15 protein-coding genes, 1 tRNA gene and 1 pseudogene are annotated in these 19,924 nt (G+C 38.7%); 14 read left to right on the top strand and 3 right to left on the bottom strand.

Annotated elements, in window-relative coordinates; genetic code table 11:
• Nucleotides 1-7: 7 nt before the first annotated feature.
• The 7 genes and pseudogenes from ligA to rlmD all read left to right on the top strand — a co-directional run bounded on the left by ligA (nucleotide 8) and on the right by rlmD (nucleotide 8,828).
• Nucleotides 8-2,029: an NAD-dependent DNA ligase LigA gene (ligA, locus tag FC73_RS05625; protein WP_404825591.1), complete on the top strand. Its 2,022-nt coding sequence runs from the start codon at nucleotides 8-10 to the stop codon at nucleotides 2,027-2,029.
• Complete coding sequence (locus FC73_RS05620) at nucleotides 2,007-3,167, top strand: CamS family sex pheromone protein (RefSeq protein WP_010022768.1); 1,161 nt, start codon at nucleotides 2,007-2,009, stop codon at nucleotides 3,165-3,167. Before ligA ends, FC73_RS05620 begins: the two co-directional genes overlap by 23 nt.
• Before the next feature lie 23 nt (nucleotides 3,168-3,190).
• The gene (gene gatC / locus FC73_RS05615; protein WP_010022769.1) at nucleotides 3,191-3,499 is read left to right on the top strand and encodes an Asp-tRNA(Asn)/Glu-tRNA(Gln) amidotransferase subunit GatC; all 309 of its coding nucleotides are present in this window, start codon (nucleotides 3,191-3,193) and stop codon (nucleotides 3,497-3,499) included.
• On the top strand, nucleotides 3,499-4,953 hold the full coding sequence (gatA, locus tag FC73_RS05610; protein WP_010022770.1) for an Asp-tRNA(Asn)/Glu-tRNA(Gln) amidotransferase subunit GatA: 1,455 nt from the start codon (nucleotides 3,499-3,501) through the stop codon (nucleotides 4,951-4,953). Before gatC ends, gatA begins: the two co-directional genes overlap by 1 nt.
• A gap of 2 nt (nucleotides 4,954-4,955) precedes the next feature.
• Nucleotides 4,956-6,377, top strand: a complete 1,422-nt coding sequence (gene gatB, locus FC73_RS05605; RefSeq protein WP_010022771.1) for an Asp-tRNA(Asn)/Glu-tRNA(Gln) amidotransferase subunit GatB — start codon at nucleotides 4,956-4,958, stop codon at nucleotides 6,375-6,377.
• Nucleotides 6,378-6,389: 12 nt separating this feature from the next.
• Nucleotides 6,390-7,409: a diacylglycerol kinase gene (locus tag FC73_RS05600; protein ID WP_010022773.1), complete on the top strand. Its 1,020-nt coding sequence runs from the start codon at nucleotides 6,390-6,392 to the stop codon at nucleotides 7,407-7,409.
• Nucleotides 7,410-7,451: 42 nt separating this feature from the next.
• Nucleotides 7,452-8,828, top strand: a pseudogene (gene rlmD / locus FC73_RS05595) (23S rRNA (uracil(1939)-C(5))-methyltransferase RlmD).
• Between the two features lie 38 nt (nucleotides 8,829-8,866).
• On the opposite strand, the gene FC73_RS05590 reads toward rlmD, so the two are convergent.
• Both FC73_RS05590 and gntK read right to left on the bottom strand, forming a co-directional pair.
• Complete coding sequence (locus FC73_RS05590; protein ID WP_010022775.1) at nucleotides 8,867-10,204, bottom strand: APC family permease; 1,338 nt, start codon at nucleotides 10,202-10,204, stop codon at nucleotides 8,867-8,869.
• 111 nt (nucleotides 10,205-10,315) lie between these two features.
• Nucleotides 10,316-11,881: a gluconokinase gene (gene gntK / locus FC73_RS05585; protein WP_010022776.1), complete on the bottom strand. Its 1,566-nt coding sequence runs from the start codon at nucleotides 11,879-11,881 to the stop codon at nucleotides 10,316-10,318.
• Between the two features lie 203 nt (nucleotides 11,882-12,084).
• On the opposite strand from gntK, the gene FC73_RS05580 reads away from it, so the two are divergent.
• The 7 genes from FC73_RS05580 (at nucleotide 12,085) to FC73_RS05550 (ending at nucleotide 18,826) form a co-directional block, all read left to right on the top strand.
• Nucleotides 12,085-12,897, top strand: a complete 813-nt coding sequence (locus FC73_RS05580; protein ID WP_010022777.1) for a GH25 family lysozyme — start codon at nucleotides 12,085-12,087, stop codon at nucleotides 12,895-12,897.
• Nucleotides 12,890-13,876: a Gfo/Idh/MocA family protein gene (locus tag FC73_RS05575; RefSeq protein WP_010022779.1), complete on the top strand. Its 987-nt coding sequence runs from the start codon at nucleotides 12,890-12,892 to the stop codon at nucleotides 13,874-13,876. Before FC73_RS05580 ends, FC73_RS05575 begins: the two co-directional genes overlap by 8 nt.
• Nucleotides 13,877-13,885: 9 nt before the next feature.
• Entirely contained in the window at nucleotides 13,886-15,154 is a 1,269-nt protein-coding gene (locus tag FC73_RS05570; protein ID WP_010022780.1) for a DEAD/DEAH box helicase, read from the top strand.
• Between the two features lie 49 nt (nucleotides 15,155-15,203).
• Nucleotides 15,204-15,276: transfer RNA gene (locus FC73_RS05565), tRNA-Arg, on the top strand.
• A gap of 139 nt (nucleotides 15,277-15,415) precedes the next feature.
• Nucleotides 15,416-16,303, top strand: coding sequence for a GRP family sugar transporter (locus FC73_RS05560; RefSeq protein WP_010022782.1), 888 nt, complete (start codon nucleotides 15,416-15,418; stop codon nucleotides 16,301-16,303).
• Nucleotides 16,304-16,444: 141 nt separating this feature from the next.
• On the top strand, nucleotides 16,445-17,332 hold the full coding sequence (locus FC73_RS05555) for a GRP family sugar transporter (protein WP_010022783.1): 888 nt from the start codon (nucleotides 16,445-16,447) through the stop codon (nucleotides 17,330-17,332).
• 132 nt (nucleotides 17,333-17,464) lie between these two features.
• The gene (locus tag FC73_RS05550) at nucleotides 17,465-18,826 is read left to right on the top strand and encodes a gluconate:H+ symporter (protein WP_029327198.1); all 1,362 of its coding nucleotides are present in this window, start codon (nucleotides 17,465-17,467) and stop codon (nucleotides 18,824-18,826) included.
• Nucleotides 18,827-18,929: 103 nt separating this feature from the next.
• Here the strand turns inward: FC73_RS05550 and FC73_RS05545 are convergent, their stop codons facing one another.
• Nucleotides 18,930-19,868: a glycosyltransferase family 2 protein gene (locus FC73_RS05545; RefSeq protein ID WP_010022786.1), complete on the bottom strand. Its 939-nt coding sequence runs from the start codon at nucleotides 19,866-19,868 to the stop codon at nucleotides 18,930-18,932.
• Nucleotides 19,869-19,924: the final 56 nt, after the last annotated feature.

The raw sequence follows: 19,924 nt of genomic DNA, 5'->3' as shown, positions 1-19,924 counted from the left end.
GTTTAAGATCCCAATGGATCAAGTGAATGAAGATGAAGCAAAAAAGGAAGTTGCTGAGTTAAGACCTAAGTTAATCAAATGGGGAAAGCAATACTACGAACAAGATCAGCCGACCGTAGAGGATGCTGAGTATGACCGAAACTATGCTCGTTTGCAGGATCTTGAGTCCAAGTTTCCCGCAATTGTCACTCCTGATTCACCTACCCAACACGTTGGGGGTGCAACCTCAAATGAATTTACGAAGGTTAATCATGAGATTCCAATGCTTTCCCTTGGAGATGTTTTCTCGCCCCAGGAATTAAAGGATTTTGTCATTCGCCTTAAACAAAATTATCCAGAAGACAAACAGTACAATTGTGAATTAAAAATTGATGGATTAGCCATCTCCTTGCGATATGAACACGGAGTCTTTGTTCAAGGATCAACCCGTGGAAATGGACAAATTGGTGAAGATATCACTGAAAACCTGAAAACCATTCCTTCAATTCCTAAAAAACTAAGTCGACCAATTGATATTGAAGTTCGGGGCGAGTGTTATATGGGAAAAAAAGCCTTCTTGAAGCTAAACGAGCGACGTCAAGCCGACGGGAAACCCACTTTTGCTAATCCGAGAAATGCGGCCGCAGGTAGTCTTAGGCAGCTGGATCCGAAAGTTACTAAAGATCGTCATTTAAGTACTTTTATGTACAACGTTGCCAATTACGACGATTTAAGGGCTGATACTCAGAGTGGCCTCTTAGAGGAATTGAAAGAACTCGGTTTTACCATTAATGAGTATTACCAAGTGGCTGATAACATGGACCAAATTGATGATTACATTAAAAAGTATTCTGCTTCTAGGGATAACTTGACCTTTGGGATTGATGGAATTGTGATTAAAACCAATTCTCTTCCACTCCAAATGGAGATTGGCCATACGGTTAAGGTTCCTAAGTGGGCCATCGCTTATAAGTTCCCACCAGAAGAAGTTCATACGAAAATTTTGCGTATCGAATGGACGGTTGGAAGAACCGGAGTTGTGACTCCAACGGCAATTATGAATCCAGTGCAATTAGCTGGAACAACAGTTGCCAGAGCTTCACTTCATAATCCTGATTATATTGAGAAAAAGGACTTACGGGTTGGCGACACGGTCGTCTTATATAAAGCAGGAGACATTATTCCTGAAGTTGAGCGGTATCTGCCCGATTTACGACCCAAGGATTCTAAGCCATATGTTATCCCAGAGCGGTGTCCCTCTTGTGGCGCTAAACTGGTCCACTTAGATGGAGAAGTTGCTTTGCGTTGCATTAATCCTAAGTGTCCGGCTCAGCTAGTTGAACAGATTAATCATTTTGCTTCTAGAAACGCCATGGATATTGATGGTCTGGGCCCTAAAATTGTAAAACAATTGTTTGATAAAAAGATGGTTTCAGACGTGGCTAGCCTGTATCGTTTAAACTATGATGAACTTCTAACGCTTGATAAGTTTGGTGATAAGTCGGCTAATAACTTGCTTTCATCAATTGATGCTAGCCGGAGTAATTCACTAGAAAGATTACTCTTTGGATTAGGGATCAGACACGTTGGAGCAAAAGCAGCCCGATTGATGGCAGCGCATTTTAAAACGATGGATGCTTTAATGAATGCAAGCGTTGATGAAATTGCAGCAATCGGCACCATTGGTCAAGTAATTGCTGATAGTGTGCACACTTATTTTGAAAATCCTGCCAGCAAAGAATTAATTGGCGAACTTGTTGGCGTTGGTGTTAATATGGATTATGTAAATAATGAAGACACAGTACAAACTGATAACTTTTTCAATGGTAAACGAGTTGTATTAACTGGAAAAATGGTTGATTTGACTAGAGGACAAGCCAGTGAATGGCTTGAGAACCATGGAGCAGATGTCACGAGTAGTGTTTCTAAAAATACCGACCTGGTAATTGCAGGAGAGGATGCTGGTAGTAAGTTAACGAAAGCTCAGTCTCTTTCGGTTCCAGTATGGGATGAAACTCATTTTAAAGATGAAATGCAAAAAGATCGTTAAGAAGGCGGAGGAGTTTAAGTTGAAACGCTTAAAAGTAATTTTAATGGTGGCAGCCAGTGCATTGTTGCTAGTAGCGTGTGGCAGCAGTAATAATAAAAGTGCTGGTACTACAAGTAATAAGAATACACAGCTGACCGGTCAAGCCGGCGGCAAGAACTACCAGGGTGTCATTAAAGATGGTCATTATCAGACCAGCAAATCACGTGGAGTTGATATTCAACAAAATGATAATCAATTTAATTTAAAGGGATTCCAGAATGGGTTACTTGGGATTTCTAAACAAAATTTTTCGACGAATAAGTACGTTTTTCAAGAGGGTCAGTATATCTCTACTGATACGACTGAAAAGTGGCTTGATAGAAAGTCGAAACAAAATCCGGAGGGGCTTAATCCTAGTCAGCAAAAGGGAAAAGTTACCCCAATGTATCTTCAACAGATTGACGAACAAGATTTCTTAGTTCCTGATGGCAATAAAACAACCATGAAAGGCATGACAATTGGACTGGGAATTAATTCAGTTTATTATTACACGAAACAAAAATATGGGAGTCAGTATCAGCAAAAGATTCCAGACGATGTGGTTGAAAAACAAGGAAAAGAAATGGCTAATACCATTCTTAAACGTTTGAGACAGAATAAAGAGTTAAAGAATATTCCCATCGTTATTGCTTTATACAAGCAAGCACCCAATGATAGTTTAACGGGTGGTAATTTCTTTGCTTCGTCTGTTAATAATCCTGGCACCACCTCTGTCAATTCATGGAAACCCATTAATGAAAAATCGTACGTTTTCCCAATTGCAGATGGTTCAAAGGGTCCTAATACCAATGATTTATCGGCGTTTAATCAATTTAAATCCCAAATTCAAAACTTTTTCCCTAACTTAAGTGGAATTACGGCTCAAGCTCAGTATAAGGGAAAGCAATTACAAGGGATGCACATTAACATTACGACCCAATTCTATAGTCAGACTGAGATCATTAGCTTTACTCAGTACCTACAGAATGCGGCACAGAAGTATTTACCTGCTAACGTGCCAATTGATATTACCGTTAAATCAACGGATGGAATCCAAAGCTTTTTGAATCGAAACTCTGGTGGAAAGACCTTTAGTTCGCACGTATTTAATAGTTATTAAAATTTAGTAAAAGAGGGGATAAAATGGCTGATAAAATTACCGAAGAGCAAACTCAACACATTGCTGGGTTAGCTAAACTTGAGTTAAAACAAGCAGAATTACCTGAATTTACCCAACAATTAAATGATCTGTTGAAAATGTTGGATACACTGGAAAAGGTGGATACAACTGGAGTTGAGCCAACCTACACCGTAACGGATCAAATCAACGTTACTAGAAAAGATATCGCAGAGGATTGGGGCGAGCGAGATGCATTATTGAAGAATGCACCTGATACTTCTGATGGTTTAATTAAAGTTCCTGCAATTATTGATGAAAGTGAGGATGAATAATGAATTATTTAAACAAGGACCTCAACTCACTTCATCAAATGTTGGTAAACAAAGAAATTTCAGCTGTTGATCTAGTTAAGGGCACTCTGAGTAACATTAAGGATACCGATCAAGAGATTGAAGCTTTTAATAACTTAAATGATCGGGCCTTAGAAGATGCTAAAGCAGTTGATGCACGTGGGATCGATGCTAATAATATCCTGGATGGAATTCCATTAGCTTTAAAGGACAACATCGTTACTAAAGAACTGCCAACCACTGCTTCATCAAATATGTTGAAAAATTTCACATCAATTTATGATGCTACGGTAGCTAAAAAACTTTCAGACTTAGGATCAATTAACGTTGGGAAAACCAACATGGATGAGTTTGCAATGGGAAGTTCAACCGAAAACTCCGCTTTTAAAACTACCCATAATCCATGGGATTACAGTAAGGTGCCCGGTGGTTCATCTGGTGGATCAGCTGCAGCGGTTGCTTCTGGAGAGGTTCCAGTTGCACTTGGATCGGATACCGGTGGTTCAATCAGACAACCTGCTTCCTTCACGGGGATTGTAGGAATGAAACCAACTTACGGTCGCGTTTCCCGTTGGGGATTGATCGCAATGGCATCTAGTTTTGATCAAATTGGTCCTTTAACTAAAAATGTTTTTGATAATGCGTTAGTGTTAAATGCAATTTCGGGACATGATGATCATGATTCTACCAGTTCTGAAAAGGAAGTTCCTGATTTTACCGAACACATTCAAGATGGTGTAAAGGGAATGAAAATCGGGATTCCTAAAGAATATGTTAATAAACTAGCTCCAGATGTTTCTGAGGCAATTCAAAATGCGGCTGAAACCTTTAAAAAGTTAGGTGCTCAGGTTGATTGGGTCTCAATGCCTAATTCAAAGTATGGGGTTACCGCATATAATGCTTTACAGACCGCCGAAGCTTCATCTAACTTAGAGCGATTTGATGGAATTCGTTATGGATATCGAGCTTCTGATGCAAAAACATTAGATGAGTTATACATCAAATCCCGATCTGAAGGTTTTGGTGATGAGGTTAAGCGTCGAATCATGTTAGGAACACTATCTCTTTCATACGACAACGTTGACAAGTACTACAAACAAGCTGCTAAAATTCGGACTTTGATCATTAATGATTTTAAAAAGGTTTTTGCCGACCATGATTTAATTTTAAGTCCAACATCACGAGTTACGGCCTTTACCATTGGGGTTGAAGATCAGGATCCAATTGAAATGTACATGAATGATATTTTAACTATTCCTGCTAACATGGCAGGAGTTCCAGCGATGTCACAAATTGCTGGTTTTAGTAATAGTTTACCAATTGGAATGCAATTAATGGGGAAACCCTTTGATGAAAGTACTATTTATAAAGCTGGATATGCTTTTGAACAAAATACTGATTTCCATAAACAGACACCTAAGATGGGAGGTAAATAATTATGAATTTTGAAACTACCATTGGTCTAGAAGTTCATATTGAACTTAAAACCAATTCAAAAATTTATAGTCCATCAGCTGCCCAATTTGGGGATGAACCAAATAGTAATACGAACGTGATTGATTGGGGTTATCCTGGAACGCTTCCAGTTGTTAACAAGCAAGTGGTTGCCGATGGAATTACGGCAGCCTTGGCTTTACATGCGAAGATTGAAAGACATCCTCATTTTGATCGAAAAAACTACTTCTATCCCGATAATCCCAAGGGTTACCAGGTAACTCAGAATGATACACCTACTGCCAGAGATGGTTGGATTGAGGTTGATACCAAGAATGGGAAGAAAAAAATTGGGATTGAAGAAATGCACATTGAGGAAGATGCCGGTAAGAATACTCATGAACAAAAATATTCTTACGTTGATCTGAACCGTCAGGGAACCCCGTTAATTGAAATTGTTTCAAAACCAGATATGTCTACTCCCCAACAAGCATATGATTATCTGGAAGGATTAAGACAACGAATCCAATTCACAGGAATTTCTGATGTGAAAATGGAAGAAGGATCAATGCGGGTTGACGTTAACGTTTCAATTCGTCCTATTGGAAGTAAGAAATTAGGTCAGAAGGTCGAATTAAAGAACCTGAATTCGTTTAATTACGTAAAGAAAGCACTTGAATACGAAGAACAACGACAACAACAGGTTCTAATGGCTGGCGGTGAGATTAATTCTGAGACCAGACGATTTGATGAAACAAATGGTAAAACAGAGTTAATGCGAGTTAAGGAAGGTAAAGATGATTATCGTTACTTCCCAGAACCGGATTTACCAACTTTAAGTATTTCGGATGAATGGATTGATGAATTAAAAGATTCAATGCCAGAGATGCCAGCCAAACGTCGTGATCGTTACGTTAATCAACTTGGCGTCACTGACTACGATGCGATGGTCATTACTCAGACGAAAGAAATGTCTGATTTTTATGATAAAATGGTTGAATTGGGTGCTGATCCAAAGTTAGCAGCTAACTATCTTCAGGATAACGTTAATGCTTACTTAAATGATAATCAGACTAATTTGGAAGACACTAAAATTACTCCTGAAGCAATGGCAACAATGATCAAAATGATTATGGATGATACCATCTCAAGTAAAATGGCCAAAAAAGTTTTCAAGGCGGTTACGAAAGGTAAAGACCCTAAGCAATTCGTTGAAGAAAAGGGATTGGTTCAACTATCTGATCCGAAAAAGTTACAACCAATTATCGATGGCGTTTTAAATGATAATCAACAATCTGTTGATGACTATCATAATGGCAAGGATCGTGCCGTAGGGTACTTGGTTGGACAAATTATGAAGCAAACTCATGGACAAGCTAATCCGCAAGTTGTAAACAAATTATTGAAAGGTTCTTTAGATAAATAAGGTGAGGTAAGAATGGTCAAAAAAGCACGAGTAATCTACAATCCAACGTCTGGACGTGAAATGTTAAAACCGCAGTTGGTTAATATTTTAAATGTTTTGGAAAATGGTGGATATGAAGCCAGTGCTTTTGCGACTACGCCAAAACCACATTCAGCTCGAGATGAAGCGACTCGTGCTTCAAAGGAAGGATTTGACCTCATCGTAGCGGCTGGTGGAGATGGCACCATTAACGAAGTAATTAATGGAATTGCTCCCCTTGACTATCGACCAGAATTAGGGATTATTCCAGCTGGAACTACCAATGATTTTGCACGGGCATTACACATTCCAAGAGATGATTATGTGGAAGCAGCACGGGTGATCACTAAGGGTAACGTTTCAAAAATGGATGTTGGCAAAGCCTACAATGATGAGATTACTAATTATTTCATTAACATTGCAGCTGGTGGCTTTATGACAGAACTCACTTATAACGTTCCGTCTGATTTAAAAACCATTTTTGGTTATTTAGCATACTTGGTAAAAGGAGCAGAAATGCTGCCTAACGTTAAGCCAGTTCCAATGCATTTAAAGTACGATGGTGGAGAATATCGTGGAAAAGCATCAATGTTTTTTTTAGCTATGACTAATTCTGTGGGCGGTTTCGAACAAATTGTCCCCAATGCGGCCATGGATGATGGTAAATTTACCATGATCATTGTTAAAACTGGTAATTTAGTTGAGATGTTACAACTAATTGCGAAAGCTTTTAATGGTGGTCGACACATTGATGATCCAAGAATCATATACAAGAAGACCAATACGTTTGAAGCATTTCCTGAGGATGAAAGTCGTCTTCAGATTAACCTTGATGGAGAGTATGGTGGAGATGCACCGATGAAGTTTGTTGATTTAAAGCAACGGATTAGTATTTACTCTAATCTTAAGACGGACGACATTAGTGAGTCATCTAGTGTGGCTCCTCAGGTAAAAAATGCTGAAAAGAAGTTTGTCAAAAAGGTTGATGAACTTCCATCAGATAGTGAAAAATAAGTTTTGCCGGGATTCGGCAAAACTTTTTAGTAAGGAGAACAGATGAGGATTAAAAGGGAAGCCCCAGTACAGAAAAATGAGGAATTAGAAGTCGATGTGATCGATCTAACTTATCAAGGGATGGGAGTCGCTAAGGTTTCTGATTTTCCTATTTTTATTGAAGATGCCCTACCAGGGGAAAGAGTCCAAGTGAAGATTCTTAAAGTTAAGAAGAATTTTGCCTTTGGAAAATTGGGAAAGATCATTAAAGCTAGTCCAGATCGAGTTCAGGCAATTGATCGACGCTTTACACAGTCTGGGATTGCGCCATTACAGCATCTTGCTTATCCTAAACAGTTAGAGTTTAAACAACATCAGATTAAAGAGTTATTTAACAAGGCTCATCTGGACGTTCAAGTGGCACCAACGATTGGAATGGATAATCCATCGAAGTATCGTAATAAGGCTCAGATCCCGGTTCGAAAAATTAATGGTAAGTTGGAAACTGGTTTCTATCGCCGCCATAGTCATGATTTAATTCCAATTGAAGACTTTTACATTCAGGATCCGCATATCGATGAGGCTATTATTAAAGTTCGTGATATTTTAAGAGATTATCATGTCAGTGCGTACAATGAAGTTACTCATAAGGGCTGCATTCGAAATATCATGGTTCGCTATGGACGAGCTACTCATGAAATGATGGTCGTTTTAGTTACTAATGGTAAGAACCTTCCTCATAAAGAGGACATTATTAAAGCAATTCAAAGCAAACTACCAGACTTGGATAGCCTAATCCAGAACGTTAATGATTCCCACGGAAATCGTTTGATGGGGGATAAGAATGTTTTGTTGGCAGGAAAAGCTTACATTGAAGATGAATTATTAGATACCAAATTCTTGATTTCACCAATGTCATTTTATCAAGTTAATCCAATTCAAACCGAAAAGCTCTACTCATTAGCCATTGACAAAGCCCAGTTATCAAAGGATGACGTAGTTGTTGATGCTTACTGTGGGATTGGAACCATTTCCTTGGCAATGGCACCTAAGGTGAAACATGTTTATGGGGTAGACGTTGTTTCTGAGGCAATCGAGGATGCTAGAAAGAATGCTAAATTAAATCAGATTGATAATGCTACCTTTGTAATTGCTAAAGCAGAAGATCAAATGAAGAAGTGGGCTGATGAAGGGATTAGACCCAACGTTGTAGTAGTTGATCCTCCACGCAAAGGAATTGACCCTACTTTTATCTAAAGCGTCTTAGAAATGAAGCCAGAGCGACTGGTTTATGTATCGTGTAATCCTGCTACTTTGGTAAGAGACTGTCAGGCATTGATCGATGGTGGTTATGAGATTAAACAACCCGTTCAACCAGTTGATCAGTTTCCACAGACACCTCACGTTGAAAGCGTGACCGTACTAGAACGAGGTAAATAAAAAATAATCTAGGAAAAAATTTTCCTAGATTATTTTTTTTACTTTTCAGTTGAAGTTTTTTTCATCATCTTGTGTCCATAATAGATGGGAATACCTATCAGAGTGGCAATAATTCCAATAATGGCTAAAGTGGTTTGGGTAAGAATCGTTGAGATTAAGATAAATACACCACCAACAAGAGCGATAATTGGGACCACTGGATACCAGGGAACTTTGTATGGACGAACTAATTCAGGTTCTCGTTTTCTGAGGATAAACAAAGCAACGAACAGGAGGCAATTAAAGATCCACATCACGAACACTAACATATCAGTTAGCATGTCGAAACTGCCCATGAAAATCATGACCACCGCCACAGCAAACATGAATAATCCAGAGACATATGGTGCTGCCGTGTGCTTAGACAATCGAGCAAAGTACTTACTAAATGGGAGTTGATCGTCTTTTGCCATTGCGTATGGGACTCGAATTCCCGTTAGAATGTAGCCGTTCATGGCACCATAAACAGAAATTAAAATTCCAATTGTAACTAATTTTCCACCAATTCCACCAAATAATTTCATAGCAACTTCATAAGCGGTGTTTTGGTTACCAGCAATTTGATTCAAAGGCATATTTTTCAAAAAGACCCAGTTAACTAAAACGTAGATAATCATGATGAACGTTAGTCCCAAAATGATTGCTTTAGGTAGATCTTTTTGGGGATTTTTCATTTCTCCGGCGATACTTCCGATGTTAATCCAACCATCATAAGCAAACATGGTAGCTAATAGTCCACCACCAAACGCGGTTAATAAGTTGCCAGAGCCATTGCTTGGCATTGGCGGCCAGAACGAAACATCAACGTGGCCAGGTAGGAGTAAACCGGCAATTACAATGATGAAGATCGGAATCAATTTAACAATTAGAGTTAGCGATTGAACACTTCCCGCTATTTTAGAACCTAAGAGGTTAATTATCGTAATGCTCAAAGCACAAATGATTGCAATGGTAATTGATAAAGAAGCTGATAGGTGAAACAGATTAATGAGCTGGGTAGAAAAGACAATCGAGAGAGCAGCTAGGTTAGCTGGAAAATAGACTAGCATTTCGGCCCATCCTAGTAAGAAACCGGTTAGAGGCCCATAAGTGTACTTTAAGTATTGAATGGTTCCACCAGTTTTGGGAATGGCAGCGGCTAACTCCGAAACGGTTAGTCCACCACAAATGGTTAGTAGTCCACCAATGATCCAAGCTAGAATTGTGAGAGTGACCGAATGAGTATTCGCTACTACACTAGCGGTTTTGAAGAAGACTCCTGCTCCAATCACGGTTCCCATGACGGTTGAGAGGGCTGCACCAATTCCAATGTTTTTCTTTAAGTTGCTCTGAGGCATATGCTTCACTCCTTTTTGCGTAATGATTAATTATATCATGCAGTTATATTGAAGTCAGTACATAAAGAGAAATAAAAAAGCATCCAAAAAGGATGCTTCAATAATTTTTAATTAATCTTCGTCTTTAGGACCAGTTTTCCAATCATTTTCATGTTCACGCTGATAGTTAGCGATGTTCTTGTATTCTGGTTGAAGGTGACGACTTAATCGAATGTAAATTGGAATTAATTCACGGTAAGCTTTGTAATTCTTTGGATTTGGCTTGTGAGTGTTAGTAACACCAACAAATTGGCTAACATCATAAAGACTGTTAATCATGCCAAGACTGTACATTCCAAGGGTAGCAGCACCAAGGGCAGTTCCTTCAAAACTTTCGGGAATGTTAACGTCTTGTTCAAAGATGTCAGCTAACATTTGACGCCATAACTCTGAACGAGCAAATCCACCAGTTGCTTGAATACTCTTTGGTTCACCAACCACTTCTTCAAGGGCTAACATGACCGTGTAGAGGTTGTAAACAATCCCTTCAAGAGCTGCCCTAATCATATGAGCACGAGTGTGTTTTCTGGTCAAGCCAAAGTAGGTTCCACGTGCATCAGCATCCCAAATTGGGGCTCTTTCACCACCTAAGAATGGCAAGAAGATTAATCCTTCTGATCCAGCTGGAATCTTAGAAGCAATTTCAGTTAAAAGATCGTAAGCGTCAATGTTCATTTGTTCAGCAGTAACTTTTTCTGGTAAGCACAACTGATCACGAACCCAACGGAAGACGATTCCACCGTTGTTAACGGGTCCACCAACTACCCACATGTTCTTAGCAAGGTAGTAGCAAAAGACTCTTCCCTTAGGATCAATTCTTGGCTTATCAGTGACAACCCGAACGGCACCAGAGGTACCAATGGTAACGGCAACAACTCCAGGCTTGATAGCGTCAACACCTAAGTTAGCTAATGGACCATCGGAAGCTCCAATTACAAATGGAGTGTCTTTATCGATTCCAATCATTTGAGCATATTTTTCGTTGAGGCCCTTAAGTTGGTAGGTAGTATCAACTAATTCTGGGAGTTGGTCACGTTTGATTCCTGCGACCTTTAAGGCTTCATCGTCCCAGTCCATATCAAAAATATTAAATAATCCAGTTGCGTTAGCGATTGAATAGTCTTCCTTTAAAACACCAAATAACTTGTAGTTGATGTATTCCTTAACACCAACAAAATAACGAGCTTTCTTGAATAATTCTGGCTTTTCATTTCTGAGCCAGATGGATTTAACGAGTGGACTCATTGGATGAGTGGGAACACCTGTCTTTTTATATAATTCCATTCCAATGCCATTCTTTTTTAATTCATCTGAATAATCAACGGCACGATTATCGGCCCAGGTAATTGCACGAGTCAATGGTTTGTGATTTTCATCCAATAAAATCAAACTATGCATTGCACATGAATATGAAATTCCCTTTAGTGTGTCCTTTTTAGGATCGACTTTTTTGAGGACATTCTGTAAACCTTGAATCATTGCAGAAAAAATTTCCTCGGGATCTTCTTCGGCCATATCTGCAGTATCTTGATACAAAGTATATCCGTCGTTTGAATAACCCTTAACTTTACCTTTCTCATCGTATAAGACGGTCTTGACACTTGTAGTTCCAATGTCGACACCAATTACGTTTTCCATTATAATCTTTCCCTTCCATGCTAGTTGATACACTTTGTGGCGGACTCTGTGCCAACTTTATCAAGTGATCGAGTAAAAAATTATACTACCTATAACGCTTTCATTATATTGAAATCAACGTTTGAATTCAAGCGAATATCGGTAAATAGTGATAATATTAAACTGTAATTATACTAATCATAAGAATTGATCTGGGAGTACAAATGGCTGAGATTAATCGGGCTGACCTTCGAAAAAAAATAAGAAAAGAGAAGTTAACCAAATGGGGCTTAATTGGACTTGGAATCACTTTGGTGTTAGTTATCCTTCTCTCCGTTGGGATGTACTTCATCAATAAGAATCATAACCGTGAGGTGTTGTTAAGAAGATATCCCGTTCAAGGTGTCATGATTGATCAAGATGATGGTTACGTCGATTTTACTGCCTTGAAACAAAAGGACCAGAAGTTCGTATACATTCGCTCAACTCAGGGAGCTAGCTTTGCAGATGATAACTTTGATAATAACTACAATCGGAGTCAAGGCTCGGGTTTAAAAATCGGTGTCTATCATACTTATGGATTTAAAAGTAGTATTAAAGACCAAGAAAATAACTTCGTAACCCAGGTTAAGGACAATACGGGGACCTTACCCATCGTGATTCAAGTCCAGTATTATTATCCGTACAGTGAAAAGAACGTCAATTTCAAGCAACAAAAACAGCGAATTAATGAGTTAGTGCAATTTTTGTACCGAAGATACAGTCGACCTGTTATTATTAATACTAATGAGGGGATGTACCAGGAATTTAAGTCCATTCCCCATACAGCTTTTTGGTTAAATAGTGAGGATGATTCAAAGGATGCACATGTCCGGTTTGTTAACATGGATTCATCTGATCATTTAACGATTGATGGCCAAAGGGGCAGTTTTGATTCAGTGGCTTTTAATGGGAATCAAAAGCAATGGAATCAGTACCTTGGTCAGGTAAATATAATGAATAACGAAGAAATGCAATGGGAGAACTTTAATGATTAATTTAGGAGTAATTGGAACCAATTGGATCACCCAAAAATTTATTGATGCTGCGGCTAGCACGGGAAAATATAAGTTAAATGCCGTTTATTCAAGAAAATTAGATACAGCACGTCAGTTTGCTCAGCCAAATGACTGTGATAACTTATTTGATGATCTTCAAGTTTTTTTTGAATCAAATAAATTTGATACGGTTTATATTGCTTCACCAAATGCCATTCATTATCAGCAGGTAATCGCGGCACTTAAACATGATAAAAATGTCATCGTAGAGAAGCCAGCCTTTATTGGACCTTATCAATTTCAATCTGCAATGGATACTTTAAAGAAGCATCCCAAGGCACGTTTGATGGAAGCTGCTCGCAATGTTCATATGCCAGCTTTTAAAGCCGTTCAAGATCAAATTGATGATATTGAAATTGACGGGGCAGAATTCACTTACAGTAAGTATTCATCACGGTATGATAAAGTTCTAAATGGTGAAATTCCAAATGTTTTCAACCTGAAATTTGGTGGTGGAGCACTCGAAGACTTGGGTGTGTATCCTGTTTATGACACGGTTGCATTGTTTGGTTTACCACGCACCCAAATGTATTATCCTAAGTTTATTTCCACTGGAGCAGATGGTGGTGGAGTTGCGGTATTGAACTATGGCACCTTTAACGTCACCCTTAACTTTAGTAAAATGACGACTTCCTATCAGCAATCAGAGATTTATTGCGGAAGACAAACCATCTTAATTGATAGTGCTGGTGATTTTACTGAGGCCAAATTGATGAACGAGGGAAGAGAAAGTCAAATTGCACCGGCATATACCGATAATCCCATGATTCCTGAAGCAAATGATTTTGCTGAGATAATTAATCATCCAGGGAATCCAGTTTATGAGGACCAGTATGTCGATGGATTGAACGTCATGCAAAAAGTTAATGCTTTAATGGGTCGACTTGCTGATAGTGCTGGAATTGAATATTTAAAATAGGAGAGTAACGTGCTGGAACAATTTGTAAAACGTTTTGAAAAATTAGGATATCGAGAACAAACTCCGATTCAGAAGGCGGTCTACCAACCAATGATTGAGGGAGAAAATGACATCGTTGCTCTTTCTCCAACTGGATCTGGAAAGACGGTAGCTTTTACGATGCCAATTTTAGCCAATTCAATGCCTGGTAGTGGAACTCAGGTAATAGTAATTGAGCCCACCCAAGAATTAGCGATGCAAGTTGCAAACGTAATTCGAGACTGGGCGGTCGCTTTTAAAGTTAAAATATTGCCACTAATTGGTGGAGCAAACGTAAAACGGCAGCAAGAACAGCTAAAAAAGCATCCTGAGATTGTGGTTGGAACACCTGGACGGATTCTCAGTTTGATTAACGAACGAAAATTAAAGGTAAGTGAGGTTGACACCGTAGTTGTTGATGAAGCCGATGACTTGTTAAATGATACTTCACTGGATCAGGTCAAAAACATTGTTGCCTCAGTTCCAAGGGATGCTCAAGTAGCATACTTTTCCGCTACAGCTACCGATGTTTTGTATCATCTAAAGGAAAAAATGGGCAAGGATGCCGATATTATTGATGTCCGAGATGTTGATAAGACGAGGGGAAAAGTAACCCACGGACTATTTCAGATCTCACGTGCCAAGCGAAATGAAATGTTGAATCGTCTTTCTAAAATGCAGAGTTTTAAAGCTTTGGTATTTTTTAATCAAACGGAAACCCTTAATCGGGCTTATAACTTTTTTAAGCATGAAGGCAATTCTAAGGTTCAAAAGTTAACCTCGGGTGAAAATAAACAGAGTCGAAAAAAGGCTTTAGATGATTTTCGATTAGGTCGAATTAAGCTCTTGTTAACGACTGATGTAGCGGCTCGTGGTCTTGATATTGCTAAATTGCCAGCGGTCATTAATTACGATTTGCCTAGCGAAAAGAACGTTTATATTCATCGAGTGGGACGAACCGGACGGATGGGTGAACCTGGCTTAGTAATTAATTTTGGGGATGACCATGATCTGCGGGATTTGAAACATGTTTTGGAAGATAGTGAGTATGATTTAAAACCTATTTATTATTTTAATGGGGAAATTGTTGATCACATTGATGATTCACAATTAGCTCATCAAAAAGAAATTAAGCAGCAGGCGGAAACCAAAAAGAAGCAGATCAGTGCAAAAAGCCAACTGAAGCCCAAAAAGAATAAGCATCGCAAACGAAAACAAAAAAATAAGGGAAAACCAAGTAATCATAAAAACCATCATTAGTTGCTTCTTTACTAAATATTTTATTAGTGAGAGAATAATAGATGGTTTTGGCCCCATAGCACAACTGGATAGGGCAACCGCCTCCTAAGCGGTCGATCTCAGTTCGAGTCTGAGTGGGGTCACTTATTTGACACTTCATTTTATGATGAAGTGTTTTTTGTTGGCATAATTCCCATTGTGACAATTAATTGATTGATTTTTGCATTCATAGGCGATTATAATATGTGTGTTAAAGAAACTTACATTTAGGGGGAATTTACGTTGAATATTTTGATTGCTTTACTCCCAGCGCTAGGTTGGGGTTTTCTTCCTATTGCGACTGGCTTAATTGGTGGAAAGCCAATCAATCAATTGATGGGAACTACATATGGTGCATTAATTATTGCCATACTTGTGTTTATTTTTAAGCAACCGGTTATTACCATGCAAGACTTTTGGTGGTGTTTACTTTCTGGAATGGCTTGGGCTGTGGGTCAAATGACCCAGTACATGGCATTTACTCAAATTGGAGTATCGAGAACCATGCCAATCTCAACTGGTTTGCAGTTGGTTGGTACTTCAGTTACCAGAGTAATCTTCTTTGGTGAATGGGCTGGATTGATTCCAAAGCTGGCTGGATTTGGATCCATCATCCTAATTATTGTTGGTGTTTTACTTACAACCTTAAAAGATAATGGCAATAATGAACCGAAGACAGCGGAAGAAAATGCCGCTCAACACACCCGTAACGGACTAATTCTTTTGGTAATTGGGATGTTTGGATACATTGGTTACTCGGATTTTCCAAGGGTTGCTAATACTAACGGTTGGTCAGCTTTCTTACCCCAGACCATTGGAATGGTTATTATGGGTACCATCTTTGTTATTATTAGTGCATACAAAACAAAGGTTAATCCCTTTAAGCAAGCCGTTTCTTACAAAAACATTATTACTGGTTTCTTATTCGGATTTGGTGCTTTCTTCTACTTAATTTCAACTGAATTAAATGGTGTCGCAACTGGATTTACCATTTCACAGATGTGTGTGGTAATTTCAACCTTTGGTGGCATTGTGATTCTCCATGAACGTAAGACAAAGAAGGAATTGGTCTTTGTTACCCTTGGAATGATTTGTGTCATTCTTGGTGGTATCATTACTAGTTTTGCTTAAACTAAAGATCACAAATAAAAAGAGGCATTTTAAATGTCTCTTTTTATTTTGCTAATGATGGTATTCAATTAATTGATGAAATAGTACACTAAATGTATTGCAGTTTGTGATAAAAATCTTTATTAAATGGAGGAATCAGGTTTGAATATTTTAATTGCATTGCTGCCCGCAATTGCTTGGGGAGTTCTGCCAATTTCAACTGGTAAAATGGGTGGGAAACCCATTAACCAGTTAATGGGAACTACATATGGAGCCATTATAATTGCGATTGTTGTTTATCTCATTAAGCAACCGACGATCACTTCAAAAGTGTTTTGGTTGTGTTTGCTGTCAGGAATGGCTTGGGCACTGGGACAATTCACTCAGTATACGGCCTTTGCAATGATGGGAGTATCACTAACCATGCCAGTTTCAACAGGATTGCAATTGATTGGTAATTCTATCGTTGGTGTCATTGTCTTTGGTGAATGGGCTGGACTAATCCCGAAGTTAGCTGGGTTTGGTTCAATTATTTTGATTATTATTGGGGTTTTATTGACTACCAAAAAAGACGGGACATCTGAACCTCAGACCCAAGCAGAGCAACAAAAGGCAAGTATCCGAAGAGGAATTTTGGTGTTAGTAATTGGAACTTTTGGTTATATGGGTTATTCATCATTCCCGAAGTTAGCTAACACCAACGGTTGGTCGGCTTTCTTACCCCAAACCATTGGGATGGTCATTATGGGAACCGTCTTTGTAGCCTTCACCTCATTCAGGACAAAAGTGAATCCCTTTAAACAAGCGGCAACTTACAAAAACATTGTAAGTGGGTTTTTATTTGGCTTTGGTGCTTTAACTTATTTGATTTCAACTGAATTAAATGGTGTCGCAACTGGATTTACCATTTCACAGATGTGTGTGGTAATCTCAACCTTTGGTGGCATTATCTTTCTTCATGAACGTAAAACGAAAAAAGAACTTGTTTACATTACCATCGGAATGATTTGTGTCATTATTGGTGGAGTGATTACTAGTTTTATTAAATAAAAGGGCTCATGGAGCTCTTTTTTTATGTTCACTTTTAAAAGAAAGTATTGAAACCTGCTATGAAAACGTATACAATTAATTTATATCATTGTTTAAATTTAATAATTGGAAAGAGGAAAAGAAATGTCATACATGCCCTTCATAGTGTTGATTCTAGGAATCGCACTTCTCCTTTTCATGATCACCAAACTCAAGTTAAACACTTTTGTTTCTTTGATCATCACAGCTATTTTGGTTGCGCTTGGATTAGGAATGAACCCAGCATCAATTGCTGATGCCATTAAGACTGGTATCGGAAGTACGTTAGGTGAATTGGCCATTGTCTTCGGATTTGGTGCAATGATCGGTCGTTTGGTTTCTGACTCTGGTGGTTCTTATCGAATTGCTAAGACACTGATCGATAAGTTCGGTAAGAAGCGATTACAGATTGCCATCGTAATTGCTTCGTTCATTATCGGAATGTCATTGTTCTTCGAAGTTGGATTGGTGCTATTAACCCCAATCGTCTTCGCGGTTGCACTTGAAGCCGACGTACCGTTTGTTTACTTAGGAATCCCAATGGCTGCTGCTTTATCAGCCACTCAAGGATTCTTACCACCACAACCTGCTCCAACTGCTGTTGCGACAGCTTTAGGTGCTAACATTGGTGAGGTATTGCTCTTTGGTATCATTGTTGCAATTCCAGCTGTTTTAATTGCTGGTCCTTTATTTACGAAATTTGCCGAGAAATTCGTTCCTAGTGCTTTCGTAGTTAAGAAGAGCTTGCCAGCATTTGGTGAAGTTAAGGAATACAAATTAGACGAAACTCCTAGTTTCGGTCTTTCCGTATTAACTTCATTGTTACCAGCTATTTTCATGGCTGTTAACACTATTTATCAGTTGATTTTCCATGGTGGAAAGGCTGTTGCCAAGCCATCTGGATTTGACGCTGTGATCTCGATGTTAGGTAACCCAATGATTGCCATGGTAATTGCTTTAGTATTTGCCATTTGGTCAATGGGCTTCCATCGTGGTAAGAAAATGAGTGATGTTTCTAAGAGTATTGAGGCTTCCGTTAAATCCATTGCAATGCTTCTATTGGTTATTGGTGGTGGTGGGGCCTTCAAACAAGTCTTAATTGATGGTGGTGTTGGTGATGCTGTTAAGAACATCATGATGCACTCCTCATTATCTCCAATCATCCTTGGTTGGTTAGTGGCTGTTATCCTTCGAGTTTCACTAGGATCTGCTACCGTTGCCGGAATGACTGCCGCTGGACTAGTTATGCCACTAATGGCTTCTTTGAACGTTAACCCAGTAATGATGGCATTAGCCATTGGTGCCGGTTCACTTGCCGCATCACACGTTAATGATGCTGGATTCTGGATGTTCAAAGAGTACTTTGATTTAACCATGAAACAAACTTTCTCAATATGGACGGTTCTAGAAACACTGATTTCGATTGTGGGACTGATAATGGTTCTAATTTTGAATTCCATTCTAGGGCTATTCTGACCATAATTAAATAACTAAAAAGCACTTCACTGAATGTGAAGTGCTTTTTTTGATATTTTGAGACAAAAAACTGAGATCGCAATAAACGGTCTCAGTTTTTTATTTAAGCTTCGTCTTTAATAATGTATTGTGGACGGTGTTTGGTTTCTAAGTAAATCTTTCCGATGTATTTTCCTAAAATTCCTAGACAGAAAAGTTGGATACCACCGATTAAAAGAATGATTGAAACAAGTGAAGGCCACCCAGCAACGGCACCACCGAAGAATAATGCCCTAATAACTACAAAGGCAATTCCGATTAATGAAATCAGAAATGAAATTACACCCACATAGGTCGCAAACGTAAGGGGAGCATCAGAAAAATCGATAATTCCTTCCATGGAGTATTCTACTAACTGAGAAAAAGACCAGTGGGTTTCTCCAGCTGCCCGAGGAACACCTTGATATTTTAAGTACTTGGTGTTAAAACCAACCCAAGCAAAAATGCCCTTTGAGAAACGATTATATTCCGTTAGTTCATTAACGGCGTCTACGTAACGACGTGACATTAGACGGTAATCACGAACATTTGGCTTAATCTGAATGTCCGACATTTTATCAATTACTTTGTAGAACATTGAGGAACAAAACGCTCTTACCGGGTTTTGTTTTCTACTAGTTTGGATACAGCCAACACAGTCATAATCCTCTGTTTGGATAATATGGAGCATTTTGGGAAGTAGAGCCGGGGGATCCTGAAGATCAACATCCATAAGAGCAACGTAGTCACCCTTGGCATTTCTAAGTCCAGCAGCCATCCCGGCTTCTTTTCCAAAGTTTCTTGAAAAGGAGATGAAGTGAACCGTATCGGGATGCTGTTCGTGGAGGTTCTTAATGATCTTAAAAGTATCATCACTCGAGCCATCATTTACGAAAAGGTAGTCAGGTTCATACTTCTTTTCATCTTTATTCATTTGTGCAAAAACTTTTTCTACCGTTTTGTAGAAAAGTTCAATTGATTCTTGTTCGTTATAACAAGGAACAATTAGACTAATTTTTTCCAAAATTAATTACTCCTTAGTACTTGGCAATTAAAACTTTTACAAAGAAATGTTACCAA

The sequence above is a fragment of the Fructilactobacillus fructivorans genome (assembly GCF_001434095.1).
In the GTDB taxonomy this organism is placed as follows: Bacteria; Bacillota; Bacilli; order Lactobacillales; family Lactobacillaceae; genus Fructilactobacillus; species Fructilactobacillus fructivorans.
The sequence above is the reverse complement of the archived record's forward strand: the minus strand, read 5'-3'. Positions and strand labels throughout refer to the sequence as shown.

Excerpts from the sequence above, each read along its gene's own strand:
- FC73_RS05620 (WP_010022768.1), top strand. The coding sequence starts at position 2,007 with ATGAAATGCAAAAAGATCGTTAAGAAGGCGGAGGAGTTTAAGTTGAAA.
- FC73_RS05575 (WP_010022779.1), top strand. The coding sequence starts at position 12,890 with ATGATTAATTTAGGAGTAATTGGAACCAATTGGATCACCCAAAAATTT.
- FC73_RS05580 (WP_010022777.1), top strand. The coding sequence starts at position 12,085 with ATGGCTGAGATTAATCGGGCTGACCTTCGAAAAAAAATAAGAAAAGAG.
- FC73_RS05590 (WP_010022775.1), bottom strand. The coding sequence starts at position 10,204 with ATGCCTCAGAGCAACTTAAAGAAAAACATTGGAATTGGTGCAGCCCTC.
- FC73_RS05600 (WP_010022773.1), top strand. The coding sequence starts at position 6,390 with ATGGTCAAAAAAGCACGAGTAATCTACAATCCAACGTCTGGACGTGAA.
- gntK (WP_010022776.1), bottom strand. The coding sequence starts at position 11,881 with ATGGAAAACGTAATTGGTGTCGACATTGGAACTACAAGTGTCAAGACC.
- gatA (WP_010022770.1), top strand. The coding sequence starts at position 3,499 with ATGAATTATTTAAACAAGGACCTCAACTCACTTCATCAAATGTTGGTA.
- gatC (WP_010022769.1), top strand. The coding sequence starts at position 3,191 with ATGGCTGATAAAATTACCGAAGAGCAAACTCAACACATTGCTGGGTTA.
- FC73_RS05550 (WP_029327198.1), top strand. The coding sequence starts at position 17,465 with ATGCCCTTCATAGTGTTGATTCTAGGAATCGCACTTCTCCTTTTCATG.
- gatB (WP_010022771.1), top strand. The coding sequence starts at position 4,956 with ATGAATTTTGAAACTACCATTGGTCTAGAAGTTCATATTGAACTTAAA.